Here is a 26,235-nt window from a genome sequence, read left to right on the forward strand (position 1 = left end):
CTCAGGTGGTGCAGGCCGGTACGCCGTCCAGCCAGGCCGGGCCCTGGATGTAGATGTTGGTGACCCAGGCGCGGTAGTCGGGGAGGTAGGACCAGGCGTCGTTGGTGTAGCCCTCGGCGGTGACGGGTTCGGCGTGCTTCTGGCAGGCGACGCGGATCGTCGTGGGGCCGGGGAAGGCGTAGACGCGGGCGGCCCGGACGGAGGGCTGGGCCTTGGTCCACACGCCGGTGCCCCAGGTGCGCAGGACGGGCCCCTCGACGGTGCCGGTGTTGACGCGGACGGCCCCGAAGTAGTCGCCGCCGAGGCGGACGTCACCGACCATCAGCTTGGTGCCGGACTGCCGGGCCTCCACCATCCTGCCCGCGCCGAGGTAGAGGGCGATGTGGTGCAGGTCGGCCGAGGTGCCGTAGGCGAGCAGGTCCCCGGGGCGCAGCGGGGCGAGGCCCTCGGCCGCGGTGAAGCGGGCGGCGGTGCGGTGGGTGTAGTACTGGGCGCTGGCGTCGCCGTCGAGGATGTCGGCCCCGGTGGCTCGGGCGTAGGCGTAGCGGACGAGGCCCGAGCAGTCGAAGCCGAGGCGCTCGGGATCGTGTTCGCTGGCCGGGTCGGTCGGGTCGACCTTGCCGTAGGTGGGGCCGGGCTGCGCGCCGTGGCCGCCGCCCCAGGTGTACCAGACACCGGCCGCGACCTGCGCGCAGGCGGTGTCGACGGCCCGTTCGGCCGCGGCCGTGGCGCCCGGGGCGAGGACGGCGCAGCCGCCGTCGGCCGGCCCGGGGAGCCGGCCGGCGGCGAGCGCCGGCCGGGTGAGGAAGAGTGCTGTGAGCAGGGCGATGAGCGCGCCGATGGCGCCGGTCCGCCGGAGCATGCCGGAACCCCCGTTTCGTTCTGTGGTGTGGTCGGTGGACAGCCTTCCCGGGCACGGCGTGCCGGTCGACAAGGACGCGCGGGCCTTCTGCGACGGGCAACGGGAAACGTTCGGGAAACCCCCTGCCGTCAGGGCGGTTGTTCAGTTCCGCGGGCACGCGGAGGCGCCGGGGGCGGGCTCGCCGGGGAGCAGGGAGCGGCGGGTCGCCGGGTCCGTCCCGCGGTCCAGGCGGCAGATCTCCGCCAGCCGGGTCCCGGTGTCCGGGTTCCACAGCCGTACCGTGCCGTCGTAGCTGCTGCTCGCCACCGTCCGCCCGTCGGGGGCGAAGGCCACGCCCCACACGGCGTCGGTGTGCCCGGAGAGCGTGGCCCACGGCCGCCGTCCGGGCACGTCCCACAGCCGTACCGTACGGTCGTTGCCGCTGCTGGCGAGCAGCCGGCCGTCCGGTGAGAACGCCAGGCCGCGCACCGAGCCGGTGTGGCCGGTCAGCGAGTCGAGGAGCCGGTGCCGGGCGGCGTCCCACAGCCGTACGGTGCCGTCGTTGCCCGCACTGGCCAGGGTGCGGCCGTCGGGGCTGAAGGCGACGCCCCGCACGGCACCGGTGTGGCCGGTCAGCCTGGCCAGCGGGCGGTGGGTCCGGGCGTCCCACAGCCGGACCGTCAGGTCGTCGCCGACGCTGGCCAGTTGGCGGCCGTCGGGGCTGAAGGCGACGCCGTTGACGTAGTCGGTGTGGCCGGTGAGGACGGTGAGCGGGCGGCGGCCGGGGACGTCCCAGAGGCGGACGGTGCGGTCGGCGCCCGCGGAGGCGAGGGTGCGGCCGTCGGGGGCGAACGCCACGTCGAACACGGCTCCGCGGTGGCCGTGCAGCACGGTGCGCGGGCGGCGGGCGGTGGTGTCCCAGAGCACCACCGTGCCGTCGGAACCGGCCGCGGCGAGGGTGTGCCCGTCCGGCGCGTAGGCCACGGTGGTGACGCTGCCGTGCTGTCCCGTCAGGGTCGTGGGGGTGCCGCGCCGGCGGGCCGGGTCCGGGTCCCACAGCCGTACGGTGTGGTCGGCGTCCGCGGTGGCCAGCTGCCGCCCGTCGGGCCGGTAGGCGACGGCGGAGACCTCCGTGAACGGGCGGGCGGCCAGGGTGCGGCCGCGCAGGTCCCACAGGACCACGGACTGGTCGAACCCGCCGGTGGCGAGCAGCGTGCTGGTGGTGTCGACCGCCACGGACATCACGTAGTCGGTGTGGCCGCTGAGGGTGGTGACGAGCCGTCCGCTCCGGATGTCCCACAGCCGGGTCGTGCCGTCCCCGCTCGCGCTGATCACGGTGGTGCCGTCGCGGGTGTAGGCGACCGCGTTGACGTCGTCGCTGTGCCCGGTGAGTGTCGCGGTGACCCGCCGGCGTCCGACGTCCCACAGCCGTACGGTCCGGTCCACTCCCCCGCTGGCCAGGCCGCGGCCGTCGGGGGCGAACGCCAGGCCGAGCACCGTGTCGGTGTGACCGCGCAGGACGGCCGGCCGCCGGGCCCGGCCGGGGTCCCACAGCCGTACGGTCCGGTCCGCGCCGGCGGAGGCGAGCGTACGGCCGTCCGGGGCGAACGCGAGCGCGTCGACCTCGCCGGAGTGCCCGGTGAGGCGGGCCGTCCGCCGCGGGGCGCGGGCCGTGTCCCAGAGCTGGACGGCTCCGTCGGCGGCGGCGACGGCGAGGGTGTGCCCGCGCGGGGCGAAGGCGACCGCGCGGGCCGCTCCGGTGTCCGGCAGCAGGGTGGTGCGGGACGGGCGGGACGGCGACCACAGCCGTGCCGGTCCGTCGGTCGAGGTGACCGCGAGGGTACGGCCGTCCGGGCTGAAGGCGAGGGCACGGACCCGGCCGGGAACGCTCAGCGTCGTGGTCGTCCGGTGGTCGGTCAGGCGCCGCAGCCGGACCGTGCCGTCCGAGCCGGCGGTGGCCAGCAGACGGCCGCCCGGGGCGAAGGCCACCGCGTTGACCGGGCCGCGGTGGCCGCCGAGCCGGGCTGCGAAGGGCTCGGCCTGCGTGCTCAGCAGGGCGCCGCGGGTGGTGGCGGTGGGCTGGGTGCGGTAGGCCTCGGCGGCGAGCAGCATCGAGGCCTCCGGGCGGCCCCCGGCCAGCAGGGTGGACCGGACGGCCAGGGCCTGGGAGCGGGCGAGGCGTTCCTGGGCGAGCGCGTCGGCGCGCTGCCGGTGGGCGAGGCCTCCGGCGGCCAGGGCGCAGCCGAGCAGGACGACGAGGGTGGCCGTCATCGCCTGCCGCAGCCGGACCTGACGCCGTGTCTGCCGCTGCCGGGCCTCCTCCTCGGTCTCGCTGGCGTGCAGGAACGCCTCCTCCACGGGGCCCAGCGGGCCGAGTCCCCGCGTGTCCGCCGCCCAGGAGCGCACGGTGTCCAGCCGGGTGCCGCGGTAGAGCGCCGACGGGTCGCGGCCCTCGCGTTCCCACGCGGCCGCGGCGTGGCCGAGTCGCTGGCGGACGAGCAGGCCGGCCCGGTCGGCGCTGATCCAGTCCCGCAGCCGGGGCCAGCTGTGCAGCAGGGCCTCGTGGGCGATCTCCACGCTGTCGCTGTCGACGGTGACGAGCCGGGCGCGGACGAACACGTCGAGCGCGGTGTCGGCGCCCGCCGCGTCGGACGACTGTGCCATGAGCTCGGTACGGCGGACCCGGCGCCGGGTGGCGCCGGTGCCGTCGGAGACGTGCACGAGCCGGGACAGGATGCGGCGGATGGTCTGCTGCTCGGCGGGGTACAGCTGGGCGAAGGCGTCCTCGGCGGTGCGTGCCACGGCGCCCTGGATGCCGCCGGTGCTCTCGTACCCGGCGACGGTGAGGGTGTCCCCCTCGCGGTGGCGCCAGGTGGCGAGCAGCGCGTGGGAGACCAGGGGCAGCGCACCGGAGGGCACGCCCCGGGCGCCGGGCGCGCCGGGTGCGCCCGGTGTGCCGGGCTCGCGGGGGTCGCCGGTGTCGCCGGTGAGTCCGGCGTCCCGCAGCAGCAACGGGACGAGCCCGGGTTCGAGGGTGAGCCCGGCGAGTTCGGCGGGGCGGGTGATGGACTCGATCAGCTCCGCCGTGGACATCGGGGGCAGGACGTGCAGGCCGTCGGTGAAGGCGGGGGCGAGTTCGGGCAGGTCGAGGCAGCGGCCGGAGAAGTCGGCGCGTACGCCGAGGACGACCACCGCGGGATCGTGGGCGGCCGACGGTGCGGGCGCGGCCAGCGCGCACAGCACGCGGGCGAAGGTGCGCCGTTCGTCCTCGTCGGCGCAAAGGGTGAACAGTTCCTCGAACTGGTCGACCAGCAGGACGAGCCGGGGCGGGGGTGGTGGCCGGCGCCCCGCCGGGGGCGTGTCCGCGCGGGTCCGTACGGCGTCGAGGAGGGCCTCGGGCCGCTCGGCCAGCCGGGCGGCGGTGAGGTCCAGGTCGCCGCCGAGCACCTTCGCGGCGCGCTCCAGCAGTTCCCGCGACGGGTGCGCGGTGGGCGTGAGGGTGACGACCGGCCAGCGGTCGGCGCCGGCCATCGGGAAGCCGCCGGGCCGCCACAGGGCGGGCACCAGACCGGCGTTGAGCAGGGACGACTTGCCCGCGCCCGAGGGGGCGACGAGCAGCAGCGGTCCCTTGCCGACCCTGCCGAAGACCCGTTCCACGAGGGCGGCCGTGGCCCGCTCCCGGCCGAAGAAGCGGCCGGCGTCCTCCGTGGTGAACGCCGACAGGCCCGGGTAGGGACAGGCAGGGCCGGTGACATCGTTGCCCTCGGCGGTGCGTGCCGGGCGCGGTGGGACGACCAGGGCCAGCAACTCGCCGTCCGCGCGCAGGATCCGGTCGCAGCGGCTGGCCACGTCGACGGTCGGGCGCTTCGCGCCGGTCTCGATCTTGCTCAGGTACCCCTTGCTGTAGTGGGTCTGTCGGGCCAGGTCGGCGAGTGACAGACCGCGCTGCTGCCTCAGTCGTCGTAGGTGTGCGGGGAAGGACGGTGTGGTCGGCACCGCCCGGTCCCCGTCGTTCTCGTTCCGGTAGCCGTTGCCGGCTCCCTGTCGCGGCTCCCCCAAGGGTCCCCCATGGCAAGCGTGCCCAGGCCGTGAGACGGCGGGAGCCCAGGTTACTGCCGGGGTCGGACAGGTGGCCCAGCCATGCGTGCACAGTGGCCGAAATCAAGCTTCCGCCAACCGCGGTCACGGTTCCGGAAGCCTCCCCCGTGGTTCCCCTTCGGCCGGCCGTGGGTGGGGTACGGCGGCCGAGGGTCCGCGGTCCTCTTCTGCCGTTTCCCTACGGCCGGTTGAGGGTGATGGAGTTGATCGGCGTCAGGTCGGCGTACACGCCGGTCCCCTCGGCGACGGGTTCGCCGCAGCCGGTGCCGTTGTAGCCCGTGCACAGGCTCGCGGTGGCCCCGCCGTACTGGTTGTTGAGGACCCAGTGCCGGCCGACCTGGTTGCTGAGGTTGTGCGGGCCGTAGCTGTAGAGGACCAGGCTCGGCGACCGGGCCGGGTCCTGGTTCTGCGGGTAGACGCAGACCGCGCCGTCCGGGCAGCCGGCCCACGGGTCGGCCGCCGGCCGCGCGTGGGCCGCGCCGCTCATCGCCAGGAGCGCCGCCGTGGCGGTCGCGAACGCGGCGGCCCCGCGAATCATCGTGCGCATGGTTCCCCCTTGCAGTTCTCCTGCGTCGTCGCAGGCCGTGACTGGTGTTGACGGCTTCACGGTCCCGCGGCGCCCGGCCGGGGTCGACGGGTTTCCCGTCGCCCGTCGCCCCCGCACCCGGGAAACCGGCCGTGACCGGCGGGAGGGGGAGCAGCGGGCAACGGCGTACGGACGGACCGGGGCCGGCCTTCCCTCGGACGGGCCGCGAACGGCCTTGCCCTCGGTCGGGTCGCGGACGGCGTTCCCGCAGACGGGCGGGGAACGGCCTTGCCTCGGACGGGCCAGGGACGGCGTTCCCGCGGAGGGGCGGGAGACGGCCTTCCCTCGGACGGGCCGCGAACGGCCTTGCCCTCGGTCGGGTCGCGGACGGCGTTCCCGCAGACGGGCCAGGGACGGCCTTGCCTCGGACGGACCGGGGACGGCCTTGCCTCGGACGGACCGGGGACGGCCTTGCCTCGGACGGGTCGGGGACGGCCTTGCCTCGGACGGGTCGGGGACGGCGTTCCCGCGGACGGGCGGGGGACGGCCTTGCCTCGGACGGGCCGGGGACGACCTTCCCGCGGACGGGGCCGAACGGCCCAGCGCGGTCGCGCCGTTCGCCGATTCCGCGCTCCCGGCCGTCAGACTTGGCGGCCCGTGGCATCCACGCGCGCTCGAAGGGAACCCGCCGACCCATGCAGATCGACCTGACAGGACGCACCGCGCTGGTCACCGGCTCGACGCAGGGCATCGGTGCCGCCATCGCCGTCGCCCTCGCCCGGGCCGGTGCCCGCGTGGGCGTCAACGGCCGCGACGAGCGGCGGGTGGCCGACAGCGTCGCCGCGCTGGCACAGCGGGCTCCCGGCGCCGAACTGGTGCCGGTGGCCGCCGACGTGTCCGACGACGAGGGCGCGGCCCGGGTGGCGGAGCTGCTGCCGCAGGTGGACATCCTCGTCAACAACCTGGGCGTCTTCGGCGCCGCGGACCCGTTGGAGATCACCGACGACGAGTGGCGGCGCTACTTCGAGGTGAACGTCCTCGCCGGCGTACGGCTGACCCGGCGGTATCTGCCGGGCATGACCGAGCGCGGCTGGGGGCGCGTCCTGTACGTCGCCAGCGACTCGGCGGTGGTCATCCCCGCCGAGATGATCCACTACGGGATGTCGAAGACCGCGCTGCTGGCGGTGAGCCGCGGCTTCGCCAAGAAGGCGGCGGGCACGGGCGTCACGGTGAACTCGGTCATCGCGGGTCCCACGCACACCGGCGGCGTCGAGGACTTCGTGTACGACCTCGTCGACCGGGACCTGCCCTGGGAGCAGGCGCAGCGCGCGTTCATGCGCGAGTACCGCCCGCAGTCGCTGCTGCAGCGGCTGATCGAGCCGGAGGAGATCGCCCACATGGTCGTCTACCTCAGCTCCGAGCAGGCGTCGGCCACGACCGGCGGAGCGCTTCGGGTGGACGGCGGGTACATCGACTCGATCCTGCCGTGACGGCGGTCGCGGGTGCCGGGGTGCCGGTGGGCGCGTCAGCGCGGCTGTGACAGATCGATGGCCCGGTCGACGTCCTCGGGCCGGAGCACGCGCAGGATGCCTTCGAGCAGGTAGTAGTCGGCGTAGGGCAGTGAGATCTCGATGCCGTCCTCGGCCGGGCGGTTGCGGGTGCAGCGGGCCACGACGGCGTCGGCGCGGGCCGAGTTCCTCGTCAGGCAGGTGTCCGCGAGCGCGGTGAGCAGGCGCAGCGCCACCTCGCGGTAGGTGTGGCTGCCCGTGGCCGCGTGCAGGTCGAGCAGGCCGCAGGCCATGACGGCGCCGGCGGAGGCGTCCTTGACGTCGTACGGCTGCTGCGGCGCGCGGTAGTCCCAGACCGGGACGTGGTCCGAGCTCAGCGCCCCGATGGCGAAGTCGGCCAGTCTGCGCGCGGTGTCCCGGAACTCCGTGTTCCCGGTGCGCCGGTACATCGTGGTGAAGCCGTAGATCCCCCAGGCCTGTCCGCGTGACCAGCAGGAGGCGGGGCTGTACCCCTGGACGGTGTTCGGGCCGATCGGCGCGCCGGTGTCCGGGTCGAAGTCGAAGACGTGCGGGGTGGATCCGTCCGGTCGGGGGAAGACGCGCTGCGCGGTCTTCGCGTGCTCCACGGCGATGTCCAGGTACCTGTCGTCGCCGGTCTCCCGGCTGGCGAAGGCCAGCAGGTCCAGGTTCATCATCGTGTCCATGATGACGCGGCCCGCGTTGGTGCGGTCCGTCAGCGCGCCCCAGGCCCGGATGAACCTGCCGCGCGGGTTGTACCGCCGGCTCAGGGAGTCGGCGGCCTGGAGCGCCCCGGTCCGCCACGTCTCGTCGCCGGTCAGCCGCCACGCGGTGACCCACGAGGGGGTGAAGAGGAAGCCGAGGTCGTGGGTGCCCGTGTCGTACTGACGGGGGGCGAGGCCGCGGGCCGAGTCGATCGCCCATGTGCGGAAGGAGTCGTCCTTGGTGTGGAGCCAGGCCATCCACAGGGTTCCGGGCCAGAATCCGCCCACCCAGTCCCCGGTGCGGGAGTACGTCCACTTCTCGAACTTCGTGCCGACCGGGAAGCCGGTCACGCCCGGGGCGACGGTGCGGACCTTCTCGACGGCGTAGTCCGCCGCCGACCGGAGCGTCCGCAGGGTCGCCGTCGGTGCCTGCCGGTCCGTTGCCCCCGCGGCCGGCACCGCGGAGGCTCCTACGGCCGCCGCACCGGCCGCCGTGGCCAACAGCGCACGCCGGGAAACGCTCATGGTCGCCCTCCCACTCCGCCTCGGACAAGAGAAGTCGGCTGAGCTTGGCACAGCAGCACCGACCCTGTACACCCACATGAGCAGAGTTCATGGACATGAACGCGGACCGCGGACCGGGCGGCGTACCGGCCGGGGAAGGTGTCAGGACGGGAGGTCCGGCGCCACGCCCAGCTGCCGCAGCTGGGCCAGGACGTCCACCACACCCCAGATCTCGGCGACGCGGTCCTCCGCGAAACGGACGATGAAGATCTCGCCGTACCGGACGGGCTTCCCGGTGGGCGGCAGGCCCCGGTACTCGCCCAGGTGGGTGCCGGTGACCGTGTTGCGGAGGACGAGCCTGTCCCCTTCGGCGACGGTGTCCTCCGTCGTGACGCGCAGGTCGGGGAACGCGCGCAGCAGCACCTCCCACACCTGTTTGAGCGCCTGCACCCCCGTCATGCCCATCGGTACCGGCGCGTGGAACCGCAGGTCCGGCGCGACCGTCTCGTCGATGGTCTTCCAAACGGTCTCCAGGTCGCCGCTGTTGACGGCGTCGTGCAGACGACCGAACGTCGCCTTGTTGCGTTCCGCCTGCGCTGTCGGCATGCGTTCCTCCCCTGTGGGCGTGAGGCATGGGCCTCGGGTCCGTTGTCGTTCCCTCACCTCCTACGACGGGACGGCGCGCCAGGATGTGACATGGCCCCCGACGGCCCCGCCCCTCTTCACCCTCCCTCGCATCCGTCCTCCAGCCGGCGCCGCCACCACAGGTGCGCGTGCCACTGGCGCCGGCCGGCGAACGGGTCCGGCAGGGTGCGTGCCGCGTACGCGGCGTCCAGCACCCGCACCCGGCGCCTCAGTTCGGCACGGGGGCGGGGCGGCAGCTGCCGCAGAACCTCCTCCAGCACGTCACGGGCATGCCGTACGTCGTCGAAGGAGCAGCCCCGGCAGTCGCACCCCGAGAGCCGCGGATACAGGGGGCGGCGTCCGGGCGGACCGAGGAACGCCCGGTACCGGCGCAGGGCGCGGGCGGTGGCGCCGGGGTAGAGGTAGTAGTCGTCGGAGAGCCGCTCCACGTGCTCGATCGCGCGGCTGGTCCGCGGGGAGAGGCCGTGGATCCGCCGGGTCGGGAGGTCCCGTGGGGCACGGGAGGGCTGTCGGGAGCGCAGCGCGCCGGGCCGCTTACGCGGCATCGGCCTTTCGGTCGTCGGTCATGACGTTCATGACGGCCATCATGCCAGCCCGGACGCCGCCCGGCGCACGGCCTCGCGGCACGGCCCGGGCCCGAGTCACCGGCTTTCCTGACGAACACAGGTCGGAGACATCCGCTGGACCGAGGAGAGGGGGGCGCGGCAGGCTGAGGGGGTGCGAGAGAAGACCGTGTCGTCCACCGGGGCGCCGCCGTGGTTCGTACGGCCGGCCGCCCGCTCCTGGCGCTGCGCGCCGGCCCCCGCGGAGGTGCGGGAGTTCCACGCCTCCCTGCCCGGTCACGCCCCGACCCCGCTGAGGGAACTTCCCGGGCTGGCGGACGAGTTGGGGGTGGGCCGCGTCTTCCTCAAGGACGAGTCGGCGCGCCTGGGTCTGCCCGCGTTCAAGGTGCTGGGTGCGTCGTGGGCGGTGCACCTGCTCCTGGCGGCGCCTGCGCGGGGGCCGGTCACCCTGGTCTGCGCCACGGACGGCAACCACGGCCGGGCCGTGGCCCGGCTGGCCCGGCTGCACGGCCTGCGCGCGCTCGTCTTCGTCCCTCGCGGGGTCCATCCGGACGCCGTGGCGGCCATCGCGGCCGAGGGCGCGGCGGTGACCCGGGTCATGGGCCCGTACGAGGAGGCCGTGCGCCGGGCGGACGAGGCGGCCGGGGCACCGGACACGGTGCTGGTGCAGGACACCGCGTGGGAGGGGTACGAGACGGTCCCCGGCTGGATCGTCCAGGGCTACTCCACCCTGTGCGCCGAGATCGACGAGCAGCTGGCGGCCGCCGGTGCCGCCGCGCCGGGGCTGGTGGCCGTCCCGGTGGGGGTCGGGTCGCTGGCGCAGGCCGTCGTCACCCACTACCGCAGCCGTACGGCGACAGCGGCCACGGCCCTGCTGGCGGTCGAACCGGAGTCCGCCGCCTGCCTCCTGGCGAGCCTCACCCGGGGCGCCGCGGTCGGTGTCACCACCGGCGAGACCGTCATGGCCGGGCTGAACTGCGGGACACTGTCCCGTACGGCCTGGCCCGTGCTGCGCGCCGGGCTGGACGCCGCTGTCGCCGTCACCGACGCCGACAGCACCCGTGCGGCGGCGGACCTCGCCGGGCTGGGCGTCTCCTCGGGACCCTGCGGTGCGGCCGCGCTCGCCGGGGTCCGCGCGGCCCTCGGCGGCGACGGTGCCGGGGAGCGCCGGGACCTGCTGGGGCTCGGCCCCGGCTCGGTGGTCGTCCTGCTGAGCACCGAGGGCACCGCCGCCAACCCGCACTCCCCCACGCCCATCCGCTGAACACCCCGCTCACCGGACACCTCGAAGGACACCGCCGGGGTGCACCTCTTCCCCCGCCGCCACGGCCACGCGTCCGCCGGGCCCCCGACGGGGCCACCGGTGCCGTGCTCATCGGCTTCGGCGTCGCCCTCGCGGCCTCCTGAGGAGGAGTGCGGCGGTCGTCCCGAGCCGGGGGAAACGGCTCGAAGGACCGGCGGGGCGCTGCTAGTTTGCGGCCGTGGATCTCTTCTCGCGCTCGTGGACGGCCCTGCGCGCGGCGGTCGCCGGACTCCGCGACGAGGACTTCGCGCGGCCGTCGGGCTGTACCGGCTGGCTGGTCCGGGACCTCGTGTGCCATCTGGTCATCGACGCCCAGGACGTGCTGATCACCCTCGTGACACCGGCCGCTGCGGAGCCGACCCGCAACGCGGCGACGTACTGGAACGTCACCGGGACACCGCCGTCCGGTGACGACCCGCTGGACGCGCTGACCGTCCGGCTGGCCGCCGCCTACCAGGACCCGAAGCTGCTGAAGTTCCATCTGGACGACGTCGGTTCGGCCGCCGGGCGGGCGGCGGAGCTGGCCGACCCGGGACAGCGGGTGAGCACCCAGGACATGGTCCTCACCGTGGGCGACTACCTCTCCGCGTACGTCCTGGAGTGGACCCTGCACCACCTGGACCTGACCGCCCGCCTCCCCGGCGCGCCGGAACCGCCCGCCGAGGGCCTCGCCGGGGCCCGCGCCCTGCTGGAGGAGATCGCCGGAGCACCCTTCCCCGCCTCGTGGTCCGACCAGGACGCCCTGCGCATCGGCACGGGCCGCCGCACCCCGACCGGCACCGAGCGGGCCGAACTGGGCGAACTGGCCGCGAGACTCCCGCTCGTCCTCGGGTGAACGCCCGCCGCCGGGTCCACCGGTACGGTGTCATCCGGCCGGCCGCCGTGCCCCGCACGCCGGGTAGAACGGTGTGAGGCCGGAGCCGGAGAGGGTGGCCGGGGGGTCGTAGCCCGTGCCCGGGGCGTCCGTGGTGTAGGCGCGGGTGTCGGGGGCGAGGCCGGTGTGCGGGTCGCCGAGGCGGGCCTGGGTCTCGTAGACGCCGTCGCCGGCGTAGGTGTACGCCGCCAGGTCGGGGTGGCGGTCGTGGTCGTAGTCGGCCACGGCGATGTCCTTCGTGGCACCGAGGTCGAGCCGGACGGTCCGCCGGCTGCGGCCGGTGCGGGAGAAGGGGCCGAACCTCAGCTCGGCCACGCGGGGCGGGACCGGGTCGTCGCCGCCCTGCTCCTTGCCGGCCACGACGACCAGATCGCTCCAGCCGTCCCGGTCGAAGTCCGCCACGGCGGCGCGCACGTACTCCTGCCGGCGCCCGGGGCGGTCGGCCAACCCCCGTGCGGAGACGGTCACTTCGTGCGGCGAGCCGAGGGCGAAGGTGACGGCCAGCAGGGCGCCGCGGTGGGACGGGTCGGTGATCCGGTCCGGCCGGCCGTCGTTGTCGACGTCGGCGATCAGTTCCCCGGACGTGGTCAGACACGCGGTGACGGCGGGCGGTGCGGTCGGCCGCGGCGGAGGTTCGCCCAGCGCGTCCTCGCCCCCGGCGAGCAGCAGCAGACCCGCCGCCGTCAGGGAGGCGGTACGGGTGAGGGGTCGGGACCGGGGAGGTCCGCCGGGTCCGGGCGCGGCCATGGGCAGGGATCGTAGCCGGGTGCGCCATCGGCATCAGGAGGCAGTCGGCTTCCGGGGCCGCGACGACCTCACGCGCAGGGCCTCCGCCCGGCTACGCTCACCCTGCCGGTGACTGCGCCAACGGTGAAAACGGGTTGACCCGCCCGTATCATCCTGGTGTCGCACCGTCAGGAGCGGAGGGAAAGATGCCGGAAAGCGCTGGGCCCGTCACCGAGCTGACCTCTCAGTACGTCAGCCAGGTGACCAACGACCTCGAAAGCAACCTCAAGGAGCAGGAGCGCATCACGGCGGAGATCGCCGCCCTGCAGGAACAGTTGACCACCCTGCAGCACGACCACGCCATCCTGCTCAGCATGCGGCAGGCCCTCGGCATCACCGCGCCGGCCGGCGGGGTGGTCGTCCCCTCCCCCCGGAAGAGGAGCGGCGGCACGCGGCGCGCCGACGCCAGAAAGCCGGCGGTGAAGAAGACAGCTGCGAAGAAGGCAGAGGCGAAGAAGCCGGAGACGAAGAAGCCGGAGACGAAGAGGGCGGAGACGAAGAGGGCGGAGACGAAGAAGACGGCGGTGAGGAAGCCGGCGGCCCGGAAGGCGGCTGTCCGGAACGCGGTTTCCCAGCCGGCTCAGCCCACGCTGGTGGAACTCGTCCGCCGGCACCTGACGGAGCAGAGGGAACCGCGCTCCGCCGCCGAGGTCGCCGAGGCGCTGGTCCGGGCGCACCCCGAACGCGGCATCCAGACCAAGGTCGTACGCACCACTCTGGAGAACCTCGTGGCCAGGAACGGCGCCCAGCGCACCAAGCAGGGCTCGTCCGTCTTCTACACCGTGCCGGGGGAAGCGGCGGGGGAACCGGCGGCGCCATCGGCAGCGGAACCGGGATCGGAATCGGAATCGGCAGGGCAGTCGCCGGCGGAGACGACGGGAGGACCGCACACCTCCGCCTGACGGTTCGGGGCCTAGCTCAGGCCGGCGGCCGGTCGTCGGTGTCGAAGCTGGCGAAGTAGGCCGCGGCCATGTCCTCGTCGGCATGGCCCTGTGCGGCGGCGCGCTCGAGTCGTGCGGCGCTCGCGGCGGCCACGTCCAGACGCACGCCGTGCTCCTCGCCCGCCCGGACGATGAGCCGGGCGTCCTTGACGGCCGTGGCCACCGCGAACTGCGCCGGGGACAGCCGGTCTTCGAGGATGAGCTTCGACTTGGCCCGCAGGTATCCCATGTCCAGCGGGCCGCCCTCGATCGCGTCGAAGAAGCCCTGCGGGTCCACGCCGAGCGCCTTGGCCAGGGCCAGCACCTCGCCGGTCGCGGCGGTGGCCGCGAGGACCCAGCTGTTGGCGACCAGCTTCAGCCGGGTCGCGGTACCGGCCGCCCCGTCCTCACCGGTCCACACGGTACGGGTGCCGACCGCGTCGAACACCGGGGTCACGGCGGAGCGGTGGTCGCCGGGACCGGCGGCGATGACGAGCAGCCGGCCGGCCTCGGCGGGCTCGCGGGTGCCCAGCACCGGCGCGTCGAAGAAGACCAGGCCGTGCTCGCGGGCGAACGCGGCCAGGTCGCCGAGGGCCTCCACACCCGCGGTGCCGGCCTGCGCCCAGGCGGTGCCGGAGCGCAGGCCGGGGGCGGCCTCGCGCATGACGTCCAGGGTGACCGGGCCGTCGTGGAGCATGGTCAGGACCACGTCGGCGCCCTCCACCGCCTCGGCGGGCGTGCCCGCGACATGGACGCCGTCGGCGGCGAGCGGTTCGGCCTTGGCGCGGGTGCGGTTCCAGGCGCGGACGGTGTGTCCGGCCCGCCGGAGACTGCGGGCCATCGCGGCGCCCATGATGCCGGTGCCCAGGACGCTCACGGTGAGTGTGTCGGTCATGACCTCAACTTCCTGACGGGACTTGATCGGGAACTGGTGCAGGGGACGGATGCAGGGGACTGGCGTGGGTGGCTGATGCGGGGGGACTGACGCGGGGGCCCGCGGCGGCCACGGAGAGATCTTCCACCAGCCGGGCGCGCGGCGCGCCGAGCCCCTCCCCCGGCGTGCCGCCCCCGCCGGTCGCGGCCGCACCGCTCCTGTCGTACGTCCGTGAACCCGTACAGTCGGTGGCGGGAGAGGGAGAGCGGGAGGGGCGGGATGCCACAGGGGAGTTCGGTGCGGTTCGCTGTGCTGGGACCCGTGCGGGTCTGGCGCGGGGCGGACGAACTGGATGCCGGCGGCCCCCAGGCCCGGACGCTGCTGGCCCTGCTGCTGCTCCGGGCGGGCCAGCCCGTCCCCGTACCCGAGATCGTCGACGTGCTGTGGGGACCGGGCCCGCCGCCCACCGCCCTCAACGTGGTCCGCCGCCATGTCGGTTCGCTGCGGCGGCTGCTGGAGCCGGGACTGCCCGCGCGGGCGGCGGGACGCCGGCTGGTGCGCGGAGCGGGCGGCTACCGGCTGGTCACCGACGGGGACGAGGTGGACCTCGTACGGTTCCGGGAGCTGCGGAAGGAGGCCCGACGGGCCGTCGCCGAGGGCGCGGCCGGGCGGGCCGTCGACCTCCTCACACAGGCGCTGACGCTGTGGCCGGGACCCGTCGCCGCCGGGCTCGCACCGGACGTACGGGCCCGGCTCGGTGCCGACGGGCTGGAGCGCGAGCGGCTCGCAGCGCTGCGGGAGGCGGCCGACGCGGCGCTGCACGCGGGCGTGCCGGGCGCGGTGCTGGCGCGGCTGCGGGAGGCCGCCGCCGCGCATCCGCTGGACGAGCCCCTGCTGGCCCGGCTGGTCCTGGCCCTCGCGGCCACCGGGCGGCGGGCCGAGGCGCTCGCCACCTACCGGAACGCCTGCCGCGGCCTCGCCGAGGAACTCGGCATCGACCCCGGGCCCGAACTGCACGAGGCCCACCGGACGGCACTCGGGGACCCGCGGGACGACGGCCCGGCGCCGACTCCGTCCACGGAGCCCCTCGCCGTGCGTCCCGTCGTACCGGCCCAACTACCGCACGACCTGGCCGCGTTCACCGGCCGGCAGGCCGAGCTGGCCGAGCTGCTCGACCCGCTCGCCGACGCCGCGGAGCCCGCCGGGACGGTGCTGATCTCCGCGCTCGGCGGGATGGCCGGCGTGGGCAAGACCACCCTCGCGGTGCACTGGGCCCACCGGGTCGCCGACCGGTACCCCGACGGGCAGCTCTACGTCGACCTGCGCGGCTTCGCCCCCTCCGGATCGGCCACCGACCCCGGTGAGGCGGTCCGCGGTTTCCTGCACGCGCTCGGGGTGCCGCCCGAGCACGTCCCGCGGGGCCTGGCCGCACAGTCCGCGCTGTACCGCAGCGTGCTGGCGGGGCGGCGGGTGCTCGTGCTGCTGGACAACGCCCGGGACGCCGAGCAGGTACGGCCGCTGCTGCCCGGCACGCCCGGCTGCCTCGCCGTCGTCACCAGCCGGGACGAACTCACCGGCCTGCTGGCCGCGCACGGCGCCCGCTCGCTGACCCTGCGGCCGTTCGACGCGGACCAGGCGCGGGAGCTGCTCGCCGCGCGGCTGGGCGCCGCGCGGATCGCCTCGGAGCCGCGGGCGGTGGACGAGATCGTCGCCCGGTGTGCCGGACTGCCGCTGGCCCTGGCCTGTGTGGCCGCCCGTGCCGCGCTGCGCCCGCAGGTTCCGCTGGCGGCCGTGGCCGCCGAGCTGCGGGAGGCGCCCGGCGGCCTCGACGCGTTCGCCCGGCCCGGCACCCCGGTCGACGTCTCCACGGTCTTCTCCTGGTCCACCCGGGCCGTGTCCCCGGCCGCCGCCCGGCTCTTCCGGCTGCTCGCCCTGCACCCGGGCCCGGACGTGGACGCGGCCACGGCCGCCGCGCTCGCCGGGCTGCCCCGGCGCCCGGCGCGCTCGCTGCTCGCCGAACTCGCCGGCGTCCACCTCCTCACCGAGCCGGCGCCCGGCCGCTACGGCTTCCACGACCTGCTCCGCGCCCACGCCGGCGACCTGCTCGCCGAGCACCACACCGAGACCGAACAGCAGGAGGCCCTCGACCGGCTCCTCGGGCACTACGCGCACACCGCCCACGCCGCCGGGACCCTGCTCGACCCCGCCGGGGACGCCCCCGGGCCGACGCCCGAACCGCCGGGCCGGCAGGCCGTTCCGTTCGCCGACGACACCGCGGCCCTGGACTGGCTCACCGCCGAGCACCCGGCCCTGCCGGCCCTCGTCCAGACGGCGGCCGCCTCCGGCCACGACCGGTGGGCGTGCCTGCTGGCCTGGGCCCTGGAGCCGTACTTCGAGCGGCGCGGCCACTGGCACGACGGGCTGGCCGCCCAGCGCGTCGCGCTCGGCGCCGCACGGCGGCTCGCCGACCCCGCGCTGGAGGCCCGCGCCCTGCGCGGCGTCGCCCGGGCCGAGGGCAGACTGGGGCTGCTCGACGACAGCCGGGGCCGTCTCGACCGGGCGCGGGCCCTGTTCACCGCCGCCTCCGACGTCCTCGGGCTGGCCGGCACCCACCGCAGTCTGGGCTGGCTGTGCGAGCAGGAGGGCGACCTGCCGGGGGCGCTGCGGCACAACCGGCTCGCCCTGGACCTGTACCGCACCATCGGATCCCGGCCCGCGCAGGCCAGCGCCCTCAACTCGGTCGGCTGGTACCACGCGCTGCTCGGCGAGTACCGGCCCGCGCTCGCGCACTGCTTCGAGGCGCTGACCCTGCTCCAGGACCTGGGCGACCGGTACGGCCAGGCCGCCACCTGGGACAGCATCGCCTACGCCTACCACCGCCTCGGCCGGCATCCGCACGCCCTGCTCGGCTACCGCAACGCGCTCACGCTGTACCGGGCGCTCGGGGCACCGTACCCGGAGGCCGACACGCTCACGCGCATGGGCGACACCCACCTGGCGACCGGTGACCGGGAGGGGGCGCGGGCCGCCTGGGAGCGGGCCCTCGCGCTGCTGACGGCGCTCGGGCATCCGGACGCGGACCGGGTCCGGGAGCGGCTCGGCGGAGCGGAGGAGCAGCCCGATACGGGATGAGGGTGGTCCGCCGGCCTCGCGGGTTCGTAGTGTGGCCCGGTGACGACTCAGGTGATCCTTCTCAACGGTGGTTCCAGCGCGGGCAAGTCAGGGATCGTGCGGTGCCTGCAGGCCGTACTGCCCGACCCCTGGCTGGCGTTCGGAATCGACGCGTTCGTGGACGCGCTGCCGCCGGCGCTGCACGGGGCGGACGGCGGGATCGAGTTCGCCGCGGACGGCGGGGTGCACGTCGGGGCGGACTTCCGGGCGCTGGAGGCGGCCTGGATGGAGGGCGTCGCGGCGACGGCCCGTGCGGGCGCCCGGGTCGTCGTGGACGACGTCTTCCTCGGCGGCGCGGCCTCCCAGGAGCGGTGGCGGAAGGCCCTGTCCGGGCTGGCCGTGCTGTGGGTCGGCGTCCGGTGCGACGCCGAGGTCGCCGCGGCACGGGAGATCGCCCGGGGGGACCGGACGCGGGGCATGGCGGTGGCGCAGGCCGGCCTGGTGCACGAAGGGGTGTCGTACGACCTGGAGGTGGACACCACCCGCACCGAGTCCCTGGTGTGTGCGCGCACCATCGCGGCCCGCGTCGACTGACGGAAGGAAGCGGGGATGCGGGTGCCGGCCGGGGTTGACGAAGGACGCGGAGACGGCCGCGGGGCCGGGCGCGGCGCAGGGCGCGGTGACAGGAGCGGCGCCGGGCGCGGAGACGGACGCGGTGACGTGCTGCGGTTCGAGGTGCTCGGGCCGTTGCGGGTGCTGCGCGGCGGGACCGAGCTGGGGCTCGGGTTCCCGCAGGCGCGGGCCCTGCTCGGGCTGCTCCTGCTGCGGCCGGGCCGGGCCGTGGGGATGAGCGGGATCATCGACGTCCTGTGGCCCGGACCGGCGCCCGCCGGCGCCCCGAACGCGGTACGCCGGCACGTGGGTGCGCTGCGCAGGCTGCTGGAACCCGGGCTGGCGCCCCGTGCGCCCGGGCGGCGCCTCCTCGGCCGTACCGGCGGCTACCTGCTGGAGGCGGAGACCGACGAGGTCGACGTGCTGCGGTTCCGCGCGCTGACCCGGCGGGGCATGCGGGCCGCCGCCACCGGCTGCCCCGAGCAGGCGGTACGGCACTTCACCGGCGCGCTGCGCCTGTGGCGCGGGCCCGTGGCGGCCTGCCTGCCCGAACCGGTGCGCGCGCACCCGCGGTTCGCCGCCGTGGACCGGGAGGTCGTCCGCACCGCGCAGATGGCCGCGGACGCCGCGCTGCTGTGCGGCCGCGCGGACCAGGTGCTGCCGAGCCTGCGCAGAGCCGCCGCGACGGACCCGTTGGCCGAGCCGCTGCTGGCCCGGCTGGTGCTGGCCCTGGCCGCCTGCGGGCTCCAGGCGGAGGCGCTGGCCGCCTACGAGGCCGCGCGCGCCGGCCTCGCCGCGCGGCTGGGCGTCGCCCCCGGTGCCGAACTGGCCGCGGCCCACGCCCGGGTCCTGCGGCAGCAGGTACGGCCCGCCCGGCGACGGGTCCCGGCGGCGCCGGCCGAGCCCGTACGTCCCTTCGTGCGGCCCGACCAACTGCCGCCGGGTCTCCCGGTCTTCGCCGGCCGCGAGGCCGAGCTGGCCGAGCTGGACGCCCTGGCCGAGGAGGCCTCGACGCGGGCAGTGCTGATCAGCGGTCCGGCCGGCATCGGCAAGACGGCCCTCGCCGTCCACTGGGCGCACCGGGCCGCCGACCGCTTCCCGGACGGCCGGCTCCACCTCCAGCTGGGCGGATCGGCCGCCCGCCGGGCCGCCCTGGAGCCCGCCGAGGCCCTGCGCCGACTGCTCGCCGCGCTCGGCGTGCCCGCGCGGACCATGCCGACGGGGGTGCCCGCCCTCGCCGCGCGCTACCGCGAGGTGCTGTCGGACCGCCGCGCCCTCGTCCTCCTCGACGACGCCGTCTGCGCGGGCCGGCTCCTCCCCCTGCTCCCGGCGGCCCCCGGCTGCCTGACCCTGATCACCAGCCGCTCCCCCCTGCTTCCGCCGACGGACCCCTCGGTGCCACAGACGGACCCGCTGCTTCCACGGACGGGCCCTCCGGCCACACCCCTGCCGACGGGCACCCGGCCGCCGCCCCAGAACCCCCCGCCCACCGCAGACGTCCGTGCACTCCCCCTGGACCTGCCCACCGCCGTGGACGCCCGTGCTCTGCTGGCGCGGCGGATCGGGGCCGCGCGGGTGGCGGCGGAGCCCGGGGCCGTCGAGGAGATCGTCCAGCGGTGCGGCCGGCTGCCCCTGGCCCTGGCCCTCGTCGCCGCGCGCGCCGTGAGCCGCAGGGAGTTCCCGCTGGGCGCGCTGGCAGCCGAGCTGGCCGACCCCGTCCAGGAGGCGGAGCCCTTCGGCCGCACCGGGTGACGGCGGGCCGGGTGCCCCGAGTGCGGCACCGGGCGAATCCGTGCACTGTAGACACACCGACGGTGCGCGGCCGGGCACATGCCCCGTGCCCGGAGATGCGATGTCCGATGCCGTGGCACCGGTGAACCCGTGCGGGCGCCCGGGGCGGCCGAGTTCGCGGCGGCGACCGCCGGCCCGCCCTCCGTGACCGGGTGGAACAGCACCCGCTGCGCCGGCGGGATCCCCCTGCGGGGGCACCCACGCCGCCGAGGCCGCCGTCATCATGGCCGTCCGCGCCCCGCACGCGGCCCTGCACACCGCCTGACCCGGCCCGCCCCGGGCTCAGGTGCGCTCCGCGCCGTCTTCCGGGGCACCCGGCGAGGCGGGCGGGGAGGCCGTACCCGGCGCCGGAACGGCCGAGGCCGCACCGGACTGACCCGCCCACGGCGAGCCACCAGCCGCACCCACCCCCGGCTGACCCGCCCACGGCGGCGTCGTGGGGATGGTGGCTGCCGGGTGGGCCGGCCAGGCGGACGGTGTCGCGCTGACGTACGGGTACGCCATGACGAAGCCGGGCGGCTGCGGCACGGGCTGCGGGGCCGGGGCCGTGCGTTCCAGCCGGCGGCGGCGCAGCCACCACGCCACGGCCGCCGTGTACAGCGCGATGGCCGGCACGTCGAGCGCGACCAGCTGCCAGCCGGCGTCGGCGGCGGTCTCGTCGCTGTCGAGTCCGCCCACGACGGCGGCCGCGACGCCGAAGGAGAAGAGGTTGTTGACCGTGTGCAGGGCGATGGACGCCTCGAGTCCGCCCGTCCGCCAGGTCAGCCAGCCCGCGGCCAGCGCGAACACCACCAGGTCGGCGAAGCCCCAGGGAGTGCCGAGGCCGTGCGCGGCGGCGAACAGGACGGCCTGGGGCAGGATCGCGGCCCACGGGGAGCGCAGGAACGCACCGGCGGTCTGCGTCAGCCAGCCGCGGAACACGTACTCCTCGGCGGCGGCCTGCACCGGCACGAGCAGCACCAGCATGGCGAGGGCCCGCGCGAAGGCCGGCCACCCCACCCACTGGCTCTCCGGCCCGCCGTCCGCGGGCAGCAGGAACACACCGGCCATCGACAGGCCCAGGACCGGTACGGCGGTCAGCACGCACAGCAGCAGCCAGCGCCACCTCAGCCGCCCGGTCACGGAGGAGACCGTGCCGGCCGGGCGCTTGCCGATCCAGCGGACCGTCAGCAGCACGACGGGTATGCCCACCGCGATCGAGAGCAGGTCGAGGGCGGTGCCCGACACGGGGCCGAACTCCGGCCAGCCGTCGGCGTCTTCCCGGTATCCCATGGCCAGGCCCAGGACCGTGGTCAGGACCATGAGGGCGACCAGCGCGACCACGTAGGTCACCGCCACGACCAGGGTCCCCAGCAGGGGACGCCACCAGCCGTAGCGCGGGGAGAGCCTGGCCAGGCGGTGGTACGGGAGCTGCTCGGCGAGCTGTGGCTGTGTCATGCCGCAAGACTGCCAAAGGCACGCGGGCCCGCCATCGGCCCGGGGCACGAACGGCGTCTCTATCTCCGGGTGGGGACGGGCCTCCCCCTCAGGTCCGGTGCCGGCCGCACGGGGCGGCCTCTACGCTCGTCGGCGAGATGGAGACGCTACGCAACTGGCTGCTGCCCCTGCTGCTCGCGACCGGGCAGGGCGCCCTCATGTGGCCCGGGGTGGGCCCCGACAGCCCGCCCGGTGCCCCGGCCCTGTTCGGCGTGGTGGCCGCGCTGACCCTGGAGACGGCCGCGCTGGGGTGGCGCCGCACCGCCCCGGTACGGGCGCTGGCCTGGACCCTGGGTGCCGCGGTGCTGGGCTCGCTCGCCTGGCCGGACGGCTACCTGGCCCTCGGCCCGCTGATCGCCCTGTACTCCGTCGCCGTCCGCTGCCCCGTGCCGGTGACGGTGCGGGCCGTGGCCGCCGGGGTGGGTGTCGAGTGGGTGCTGGCCGCCGTGCTGTGGGAGTCGCGGGCCGCGGTGCTGTCCGACATGGCGATCGCACTCGGTGTGTACCTGCTGTGCGCGGGGTTCGGCGAGGCACGGCGGCAGTGGCTCACCGGCCGGCTCACCGCGGCCCGGCGGCTGGCCGGGGCGGAGCACACCCGTCGGCTGGCGGGCGACCAGGAGCGCCGGCGGCTGGCCCGCGAGCTGCACGATGTGAGCGCCCACCACCTCACCTCGGTCGTGGTGACCGTCGACGCCGCGCACCGGCTCCAGGACAGCAGGCCCGATCTGGCCGCGGAGGCGCTGTCGTTCGCGGAGCGCACCGGCACCGAGACCCTGACGGCGCTGCAGCGGCTGGTGGGGCTGCTGCGGGACACCGACCGGCCCGGCCACGGGCCGATGAGCGGTCGGATCGAGGAACTGGTCGCCGGTTTCGGCCGGCTGGGCCGCCCGGTCACCGCGCGGATCCCCGCCGGCCTGGCCGGCCCCTCGGCCGAGGCGATCCACGGCATCGTCCGCGAGGCCCTCACCAACGCGCTGCGGTACGCCCCGGGCGCCGCCTGCCGGGTGATCGTCCGGCGGGCGGACGGTCTGCTCGAACTGACCGTGGAGAACGCGCCGCCGCGCACCGCGTCGCAGGCTGCCGGGGGTCTGGGCGCGGGGCACGGCCTGACCGGGATGCGGGAGCGGGCCGCCGCGGCCGGAGGCGAACTGACCGCCGAGCCCACCCGGGAGGGCGGCTGGCGGGTGCGCGCGACGCTCCCCGACGGCGCCGAACCGGGGTCGCACGAGCCGGGCCGGCGGCGTGACGTGCTGCGCGAGCAGCGGCTCGCCGACCCCGCGCTGGCGCTGGCCGCGATGATCCTGCCCGTCTCGTTCGCGCTGGCGCTCACGGAGGACTGGTCGGCCGCCGCCCGGCGTGCCGCGCTGCCGGCGCTGCTGCTCGTCTGCGGACTGCTGGTGCTGCACGCGCTGCCCCTGCTGTGGCGCAGACGGGCTCCGTGGACCGTCCTCGGCGCGGTGCTCGCCACGGCCTCGCTGGGGCCGGCGGCCGTCGTCGCCTGCCATGTGCCGTCCCGGGTCACGGAGTTCCTCGTCCTGGGGACGCTCGTGGAGACGCTGGCGGTGTACGCGGTCGCCGGGTACGGGCAGGGGCCCGGGCGCACCTGGCCGGCGCCCGCCGCGGCGACGCTCGTGACGGCCTGTGCCGTGACGGCGATGTCCTGCGCGGACGGTTCGGTGGGGGATGAGCCGGTGGGTCCGGGCGGCGCCGTCCTGCTGGCCTTCCTGCTGTCCGTCCCGCTGGCACCGGTGTTCACCGCAGTGTGGGGGGCCGGTCTGTTCGTGCGGCGGCGCCGGCTGCGTGCCCTGGCGTACGACGACTTCGCTTTCGCCGCCTCGATGTGGCAGGCGGACCGGGCCGCGGAGGCCGAACGGCAGCGGCTGGCGGCCACGTTGCGCGACGCCGTGCTGGAGCACACGCGGGCGCTGGTCGCCGCCGCCCGGCGGGGTGACCTGGCGGAGGTGGCGGACACGGCCAGGGCGGCGCTGGCGGCGATGCGGGAGATGCTGCACGGCCTGGGCGGTTCCGCGGGCGGCGGTGGGGGGCCCGGCGGCCGGCTCGCTCCGTCGCCGGCCGTCGCCGACCTGGACGCGCTGTGCGGCGCGTTGCGGTCCGCCGACCGTGACGTGCGGGTGCGGGGACTCGTGGAGGCCGCCCGGGAACTGCCGCCGTCCGTCCAGGTCTCGGTGTACCGGATCGTCGAGGCGGCGCTCGGCGCGGGCGACCTGGGGCCGGCCCGGGTGACCCTGCGGCGGCGGCGCGGCACCCTGCGGATCACGGTGACGGGGGTCCGGCTCGCCGTCGCGGGCCCGGTCGCCGAGCGCCTGCGGGTGCAGGTCGCCGCGGGTGAGGGGCGGATCCTGTGCGAACCGGCCGGTACCCTACGGGTGTCGTTGCCGGTCGGAGTCGTTCCGGCCCCCGTCCAGGAGGTGTCCCCGTAGTACGCGTGATCGTCGTGGACGACCAGGCCGTGGTCCGGGCCGGATTCGCCGCCATCGTGGCCGCCGAGCCCGATCTGACCGTGGTGGCCGAGGCCGGCGACGGGGCGACGGCGGTGTCGCTCGCCGCCGAGGAGAAGCCCGACGTCGTCCTGATGGACATCCGGATGCCGGGCATGGACGGCCTCACCGCGACCCGGCTGATCACCACGCCGGCCGACGGGCCGCGGGTGCTGGTACTCACCACGTTCGACCTGGACGAGTACGTGTACGAGGCGCTGCGCGCCGGGGCGTCCGGGTTCCTGCTGAAGGACGCCCGGCCCGAGGAGCTGCTGTCCGCGATCCGGGTGGTCGCGGCCGGCGACGGCATCCTGGCGCCCGCCGTGACCCGCCGCCTCATCGACACCTTCGCCCGCGGTGCCCCGCCCCCGTCCCCGGCCGCCGGCCCCCTCGGCCGGCTCACGCAGCGGGAACGCGAGGTCCTGCTGAAGATCGCCTCCGGGCTGACCAACGCCGAGATCGGCGCCGAACTCGGCGTCACCACGGGCACGGTCAAGAGCCATGTGAACGCCCTGCTGTCCAAGCTCGGGCTGCGCGACCGGGTCCAGGCCACGATCCTCGCCTACGAGACCGGTCTGATCAGCCCGGGCGGTGTCCCGCGCGGCTGACCGCGTACCGGCCCGCACCGGGCCGGTCGAGCTCGATGTCCGTTGCCCGCCGGTGTTCCCCCCGGCCCTCGGCTGGGATGGGGGCATGAAGTCACGAACGGAACTGCGGGGCAGGACGGCACTGGTCACCGGCGGCAGCCGGGGCATCGGCGCGGCGACGGCACGGCGGCTGGCGCGGGAGGGCGCGGACGTGGCCGTGACCTATGTGCACGGCAAGGACGCGGCCGACGACGTCGTACGGGACATCGAGGCGATGGGGCGGCGGGCGGTGGCCCTGCGCGCGGACTCCGCGGACGCGGCGGAGGCGGCGGGCGCGGTACGGCGCGCGGCGGAGGAACTGGGCGGGCTGGACGTGCTGGTGGGCAACGCGGCCATGGGGGTGATGGCGCCGCTGGAGAGCCTGTCCCTCGCCGACGTCGACCGGCTGCTCGCGGTGAACGTGCGCGGCGTGTTCCTGGCCGCCCAGGCCGCCGCCGCGCTCATGGGATCCGGCGGCCGGATCATCACCGTGGGCAGCTGTGTCGCCGCGCGGGTGCCGGGGCCGGGGGCCACGCTGTACGCGATGAGCAAGTCGGCCGTCGTCGGCCTGACGAAGGCCCTGGCGCGGGAGCTGGCCGGGCGCGGCATCACGGCGAACGTCGTGCATCCGGGACCGACCGACACCGACATGAACCCCGCGGACGGCCCGTACGCGTCGGACCAGGCGGCCATGACCGCGCTGGGCCGCTACGGCACGGCCGAGGAGGTGGCCTCCACGGTGGCGTTCCTCGCGGGGCCGGAGGCCGCGTACGTGACGGGCGCGGAGTTCTCGGTGGACGGCGGGTACGGCGCGTGAGGGGCGCGGAGTACCCGGTCGAGGGCGGGTACTCCGCGTGACGGGCCGGGGAGGATCCGCGCGGCGGGCCCGTCAGGGTTCGTCCAGGCGGCGCAGGTCCTCCTCGTCCCACTTCCTGGTGTCGCGGGGCTGGGTGTAGGGCTCGGCCTGGGGCGGGTGGCCGCCGGCGATGGCCCGTTGCCGTACGGCCTCCGCGTCGAACTCCAGGCCCAGCAGGATGGCCAGGTTGGTGATCCACAGCCAGACCAGGAAGACGATGACGCCGGCCATGGTGCCGTAGGTCTTGTTGTACGAGGCGAAGTTGGCGACGTAGAACGCGAAGCCGGCGGAGGCGGCCATCCAGATCAGCAGGGCGAGGACGCTGCCCGGGGTGACCCACCGGAAGCCTTTGACCTTGGCGTTCGGGGTCGCCCAGTACAGGATGGCGATCATCACGGTGACGAGCAGGACCAGCACCGGCCACTTGGCGATCGACCAGGCGGTCAGAGCGGTGTCGCCGAGCCCGATGGCCTGCCCGGCGCGGCGGGCCAGACCGCCGGTGAAGACCACGATCAGCGCGCTCGCCACGGCGAGGACCATCAGCACGACGGTGACGCCGACCCGTACCGGCAGGATCTTCCACACCGGGCGGCCCTCGGGCATGTCGTAGACGGCGTTGGCGGCGCGCATGAACGCGGCCACGTAGCCGGACGCCGACCACACGGCGAGCACGAGGCCGACGAGGGCCACGACCGAGCCGACGCCGGCGCCGTTGCGCAGTTGCTCCACGGCCCGGGTGATGATGTCCCGGGCGGGGCCGGGCGCGAGGTTCCGCAGGTTGGCCAGCACCCGGTCGGTGGCCGAGCGGCCGGCGACGGCCAGCAGGGAGACCAGGACCAGCAGGGCGGGGAACAGGGACAGGACGGCGTAGTAGGTGAGCGCCGCGGCCCGGTCGGTCAGTTCGTCGTCCCGGAACTCGTGCAGGGCGCCCCGGAACACCGCGGCCCACGCCCGCCGGGGCAGTTTCGCCGGGGTGTCCGGTGCGCGCCGCTCGACGTCCGGGGCGGGACCGGCCTCGTCCGGGTCCGGGATGTGCGGCTCCGGGGTCTCGTCGGCGGCCTGCCGGTGGTGCAGCCGGGGTACGTGCAGCTTCGCCATACC

20 protein-coding genes are annotated in these 26,235 nt (G+C 75.9%); 10 read left to right on the forward strand and 10 right to left on the reverse strand.

Features of this window, described 5'->3' with window-relative positions; all coding sequences use genetic code 11:
* Position 1: 1 nt before the first annotated feature.
* From IEZ20_RS25290 to IEZ20_RS25300, 3 genes are all read right to left on the reverse strand, one after another.
* Positions 2 to 862: a C40 family peptidase gene (locus IEZ20_RS25290; RefSeq protein ID WP_189302668.1), complete on the reverse strand. Its 861-nt coding sequence runs from the start codon at positions 860 to 862 to the stop codon at positions 2 to 4.
* A gap of 141 nt (positions 863 to 1,003) precedes the next feature.
* Positions 1,004 to 4,900: an nSTAND1 domain-containing NTPase gene (locus IEZ20_RS25295; protein WP_189302670.1), complete on the reverse strand. Its 3,897-nt coding sequence runs from the start codon at positions 4,898 to 4,900 to the stop codon at positions 1,004 to 1,006.
* Positions 4,901 to 5,117: 217 nt separating this feature from the next.
* The gene (locus IEZ20_RS25300; protein ID WP_189302672.1) at positions 5,118 to 5,486 is read right to left on the reverse strand and encodes a hypothetical protein; all 369 of its coding nucleotides are present in this window, start codon (positions 5,484 to 5,486) and stop codon (positions 5,118 to 5,120) included.
* 674 nt (positions 5,487 to 6,160) lie between these two features.
* Here IEZ20_RS25300 and IEZ20_RS25305 point away from each other — a divergent pair.
* Entirely contained in the window at positions 6,161 to 6,955 is a 795-nt protein-coding gene (locus tag IEZ20_RS25305; RefSeq protein WP_189302674.1) for an SDR family NAD(P)-dependent oxidoreductase, read from the forward strand.
* Between the two features lie 35 nt (positions 6,956 to 6,990).
* On the opposite strand, the gene IEZ20_RS25310 is transcribed toward IEZ20_RS25305, so the two are convergent.
* The 3 genes from IEZ20_RS25310 to IEZ20_RS25320 form a co-directional block, all read right to left on the reverse strand.
* Entirely contained in the window at positions 6,991 to 8,220 is a 1,230-nt protein-coding gene (locus tag IEZ20_RS25310; RefSeq protein WP_189302676.1) for a glycoside hydrolase family 88 protein, read from the reverse strand.
* Between the two features lie 141 nt (positions 8,221 to 8,361).
* Positions 8,362 to 8,805: an ester cyclase gene (locus IEZ20_RS25315; RefSeq protein WP_189302678.1), complete on the reverse strand. Its 444-nt coding sequence runs from the start codon at positions 8,803 to 8,805 to the stop codon at positions 8,362 to 8,364.
* Between the two features lie 116 nt (positions 8,806 to 8,921).
* Positions 8,922 to 9,389, reverse strand: coding sequence for a hypothetical protein (locus tag IEZ20_RS25320; protein ID WP_229896255.1), 468 nt, complete (start codon positions 9,387 to 9,389; stop codon positions 8,922 to 8,924).
* A 172-nt stretch (positions 9,390 to 9,561) separates the two neighbouring features.
* Between IEZ20_RS25320 and IEZ20_RS25325 the strand changes: the two genes are divergently transcribed.
* Positions 9,562 to 10,671, forward strand: a complete 1,110-nt coding sequence (locus IEZ20_RS25325; RefSeq protein WP_229896256.1) for a pyridoxal-phosphate dependent enzyme — start codon at positions 9,562 to 9,564, stop codon at positions 10,669 to 10,671.
* Positions 10,672 to 10,888: 217 nt separating this feature from the next.
* A complete protein-coding gene (locus IEZ20_RS25330; RefSeq protein WP_189302680.1) occupies positions 10,889 to 11,545 on the forward strand; it encodes a maleylpyruvate isomerase N-terminal domain-containing protein in 657 nt (218 codons plus the stop codon).
* Positions 11,546 to 11,575: 30 nt separating this feature from the next.
* On the opposite strand, the gene IEZ20_RS25335 is transcribed toward IEZ20_RS25330, so the two are convergent.
* Positions 11,576 to 12,331 carry a VCBS repeat-containing protein gene (locus IEZ20_RS25335; protein WP_189302682.1) on the reverse strand — a complete coding sequence of 252 codons (756 nt, stop codon included), beginning with the start codon at positions 12,329 to 12,331 and terminating at the stop codon, positions 11,576 to 11,578.
* Between the two features lie 185 nt (positions 12,332 to 12,516).
* Between IEZ20_RS25335 and IEZ20_RS25340 the strand changes: the two genes are divergently transcribed.
* Positions 12,517 to 13,272: a hypothetical protein gene (locus IEZ20_RS25340; protein ID WP_229896257.1), complete on the forward strand. Its 756-nt coding sequence runs from the start codon at positions 12,517 to 12,519 to the stop codon at positions 13,270 to 13,272.
* A 16-nt stretch (positions 13,273 to 13,288) separates the two neighbouring features.
* Here the strand turns inward: IEZ20_RS25340 and IEZ20_RS25345 are convergent, their stop codons facing one another.
* On the reverse strand, positions 13,289 to 14,185 hold the full coding sequence (locus IEZ20_RS25345; RefSeq protein WP_189302684.1) for an NAD(P)-dependent oxidoreductase: 897 nt from the start codon (positions 14,183 to 14,185) through the stop codon (positions 13,289 to 13,291).
* Between the two features lie 258 nt (positions 14,186 to 14,443).
* On the opposite strand from IEZ20_RS25345, the gene IEZ20_RS25350 reads away from it, so the two are divergent.
* The 3 genes from IEZ20_RS25350 to IEZ20_RS25360 all read left to right on the forward strand — a co-directional run bounded on the left by IEZ20_RS25350 (position 14,444) and on the right by IEZ20_RS25360 (position 19,639).
* On the forward strand, positions 14,444 to 17,296 hold the full coding sequence (locus tag IEZ20_RS25350) for an AfsR/SARP family transcriptional regulator (protein WP_189302686.1): 2,853 nt from the start codon (positions 14,444 to 14,446) through the stop codon (positions 17,294 to 17,296).
* Between the two features lie 39 nt (positions 17,297 to 17,335).
* Positions 17,336 to 17,869 (forward strand): chloramphenicol phosphotransferase CPT, encoded by a 534-nt coding sequence (gene cpt / locus IEZ20_RS25355; RefSeq protein ID WP_189302688.1) that lies wholly within the window; start codon positions 17,336 to 17,338, stop codon positions 17,867 to 17,869.
* Positions 17,870 to 17,995: 126 nt separating this feature from the next.
* On the forward strand, positions 17,996 to 19,639 hold the full coding sequence (locus IEZ20_RS25360) for an AfsR/SARP family transcriptional regulator (RefSeq protein ID WP_229896258.1): 1,644 nt from the start codon (positions 17,996 to 17,998) through the stop codon (positions 19,637 to 19,639).
* 321 nt (positions 19,640 to 19,960) lie between these two features.
* On the opposite strand, the gene IEZ20_RS25365 is transcribed toward IEZ20_RS25360, so the two are convergent.
* Positions 19,961 to 21,115 (reverse strand): CPBP family intramembrane glutamic endopeptidase, encoded by a 1,155-nt coding sequence (locus IEZ20_RS25365; protein ID WP_189302692.1) that lies wholly within the window; start codon positions 21,113 to 21,115, stop codon positions 19,961 to 19,963.
* A gap of 137 nt (positions 21,116 to 21,252) precedes the next feature.
* Here IEZ20_RS25365 and IEZ20_RS25370 point away from each other — a divergent pair, with 137 nt between their 5' ends.
* The 3 genes from IEZ20_RS25370 (at position 21,253) to IEZ20_RS25380 (ending at position 25,095) form a co-directional block, all read left to right on the forward strand.
* A complete protein-coding gene (locus IEZ20_RS25370) occupies positions 21,253 to 23,595 on the forward strand; it encodes a sensor histidine kinase (protein ID WP_189302694.1) in 2,343 nt (780 codons plus the stop codon).
* Between the two features lie 5 nt (positions 23,596 to 23,600).
* Positions 23,601 to 24,260, forward strand: coding sequence for a response regulator (locus tag IEZ20_RS25375; protein WP_189302696.1), 660 nt, complete (start codon positions 23,601 to 23,603; stop codon positions 24,258 to 24,260).
* A gap of 85 nt (positions 24,261 to 24,345) precedes the next feature.
* Positions 24,346 to 25,095 (forward strand): SDR family oxidoreductase, encoded by a 750-nt coding sequence (locus IEZ20_RS25380; protein ID WP_189302698.1) that lies wholly within the window; start codon positions 24,346 to 24,348, stop codon positions 25,093 to 25,095.
* A 72-nt stretch (positions 25,096 to 25,167) separates the two neighbouring features.
* Here the strand turns inward: IEZ20_RS25380 and IEZ20_RS25385 are convergent, their stop codons facing one another.
* A complete protein-coding gene (locus IEZ20_RS25385) occupies positions 25,168 to 26,232 on the reverse strand; it encodes a YihY/virulence factor BrkB family protein (RefSeq protein WP_189302701.1) in 1,065 nt (354 codons plus the stop codon).
* Positions 26,233 to 26,235 lie beyond the last annotated feature (3 nt).

Origin of the sequence: Streptomyces cinerochromogenes (genome assembly GCF_014648635.1) — a bacterium.
GTDB lineage: Bacteria > Actinomycetota > Actinomycetes > Streptomycetales > Streptomycetaceae > Streptomyces > Streptomyces cinerochromogenes.

Excerpts from the sequence above, each read along its gene's own strand:
- IEZ20_RS25290 (WP_189302668.1), bottom strand. The coding sequence starts at position 862 with ATGCTCCGGCGGACCGGCGCCATCGGCGCGCTCATCGCCCTGCTCACA.
- IEZ20_RS25300 (WP_189302672.1), bottom strand. The coding sequence starts at position 5,486 with ATGCGCACGATGATTCGCGGGGCCGCCGCGTTCGCGACCGCCACGGCG.
- IEZ20_RS25305 (WP_189302674.1), top strand. The coding sequence starts at position 6,161 with ATGCAGATCGACCTGACAGGACGCACCGCGCTGGTCACCGGCTCGACG.
- IEZ20_RS25310 (WP_189302676.1), bottom strand. The coding sequence starts at position 8,220 with ATGAGCGTTTCCCGGCGTGCGCTGTTGGCCACGGCGGCCGGTGCGGCG.
- IEZ20_RS25315 (WP_189302678.1), bottom strand. The coding sequence starts at position 8,805 with ATGCCGACAGCGCAGGCGGAACGCAACAAGGCGACGTTCGGTCGTCTG.
- IEZ20_RS25320 (WP_229896255.1), bottom strand. The coding sequence starts at position 9,389 with ATGCCGCGTAAGCGGCCCGGCGCGCTGCGCTCCCGACAGCCCTCCCGT.
- IEZ20_RS25335 (WP_189302682.1), bottom strand. The coding sequence starts at position 12,331 with ATGGCCGCGCCCGGACCCGGCGGACCTCCCCGGTCCCGACCCCTCACC.
- IEZ20_RS25340 (WP_229896257.1), top strand. The coding sequence starts at position 12,517 with ATGCCGGAAAGCGCTGGGCCCGTCACCGAGCTGACCTCTCAGTACGTC.
- IEZ20_RS25345 (WP_189302684.1), bottom strand. The coding sequence starts at position 14,185 with ATGACCGACACACTCACCGTGAGCGTCCTGGGCACCGGCATCATGGGC.
- IEZ20_RS25350 (WP_189302686.1), top strand. The coding sequence starts at position 14,444 with ATGCCACAGGGGAGTTCGGTGCGGTTCGCTGTGCTGGGACCCGTGCGG.
- IEZ20_RS25365 (WP_189302692.1), bottom strand. The coding sequence starts at position 21,115 with ATGACACAGCCACAGCTCGCCGAGCAGCTCCCGTACCACCGCCTGGCC.
- IEZ20_RS25370 (WP_189302694.1), top strand. The coding sequence starts at position 21,253 with ATGGAGACGCTACGCAACTGGCTGCTGCCCCTGCTGCTCGCGACCGGG.
- IEZ20_RS25380 (WP_189302698.1), top strand. The coding sequence starts at position 24,346 with ATGAAGTCACGAACGGAACTGCGGGGCAGGACGGCACTGGTCACCGGC.
- IEZ20_RS25385 (WP_189302701.1), bottom strand. The coding sequence starts at position 26,232 with ATGGCGAAGCTGCACGTACCCCGGCTGCACCACCGGCAGGCCGCCGAC.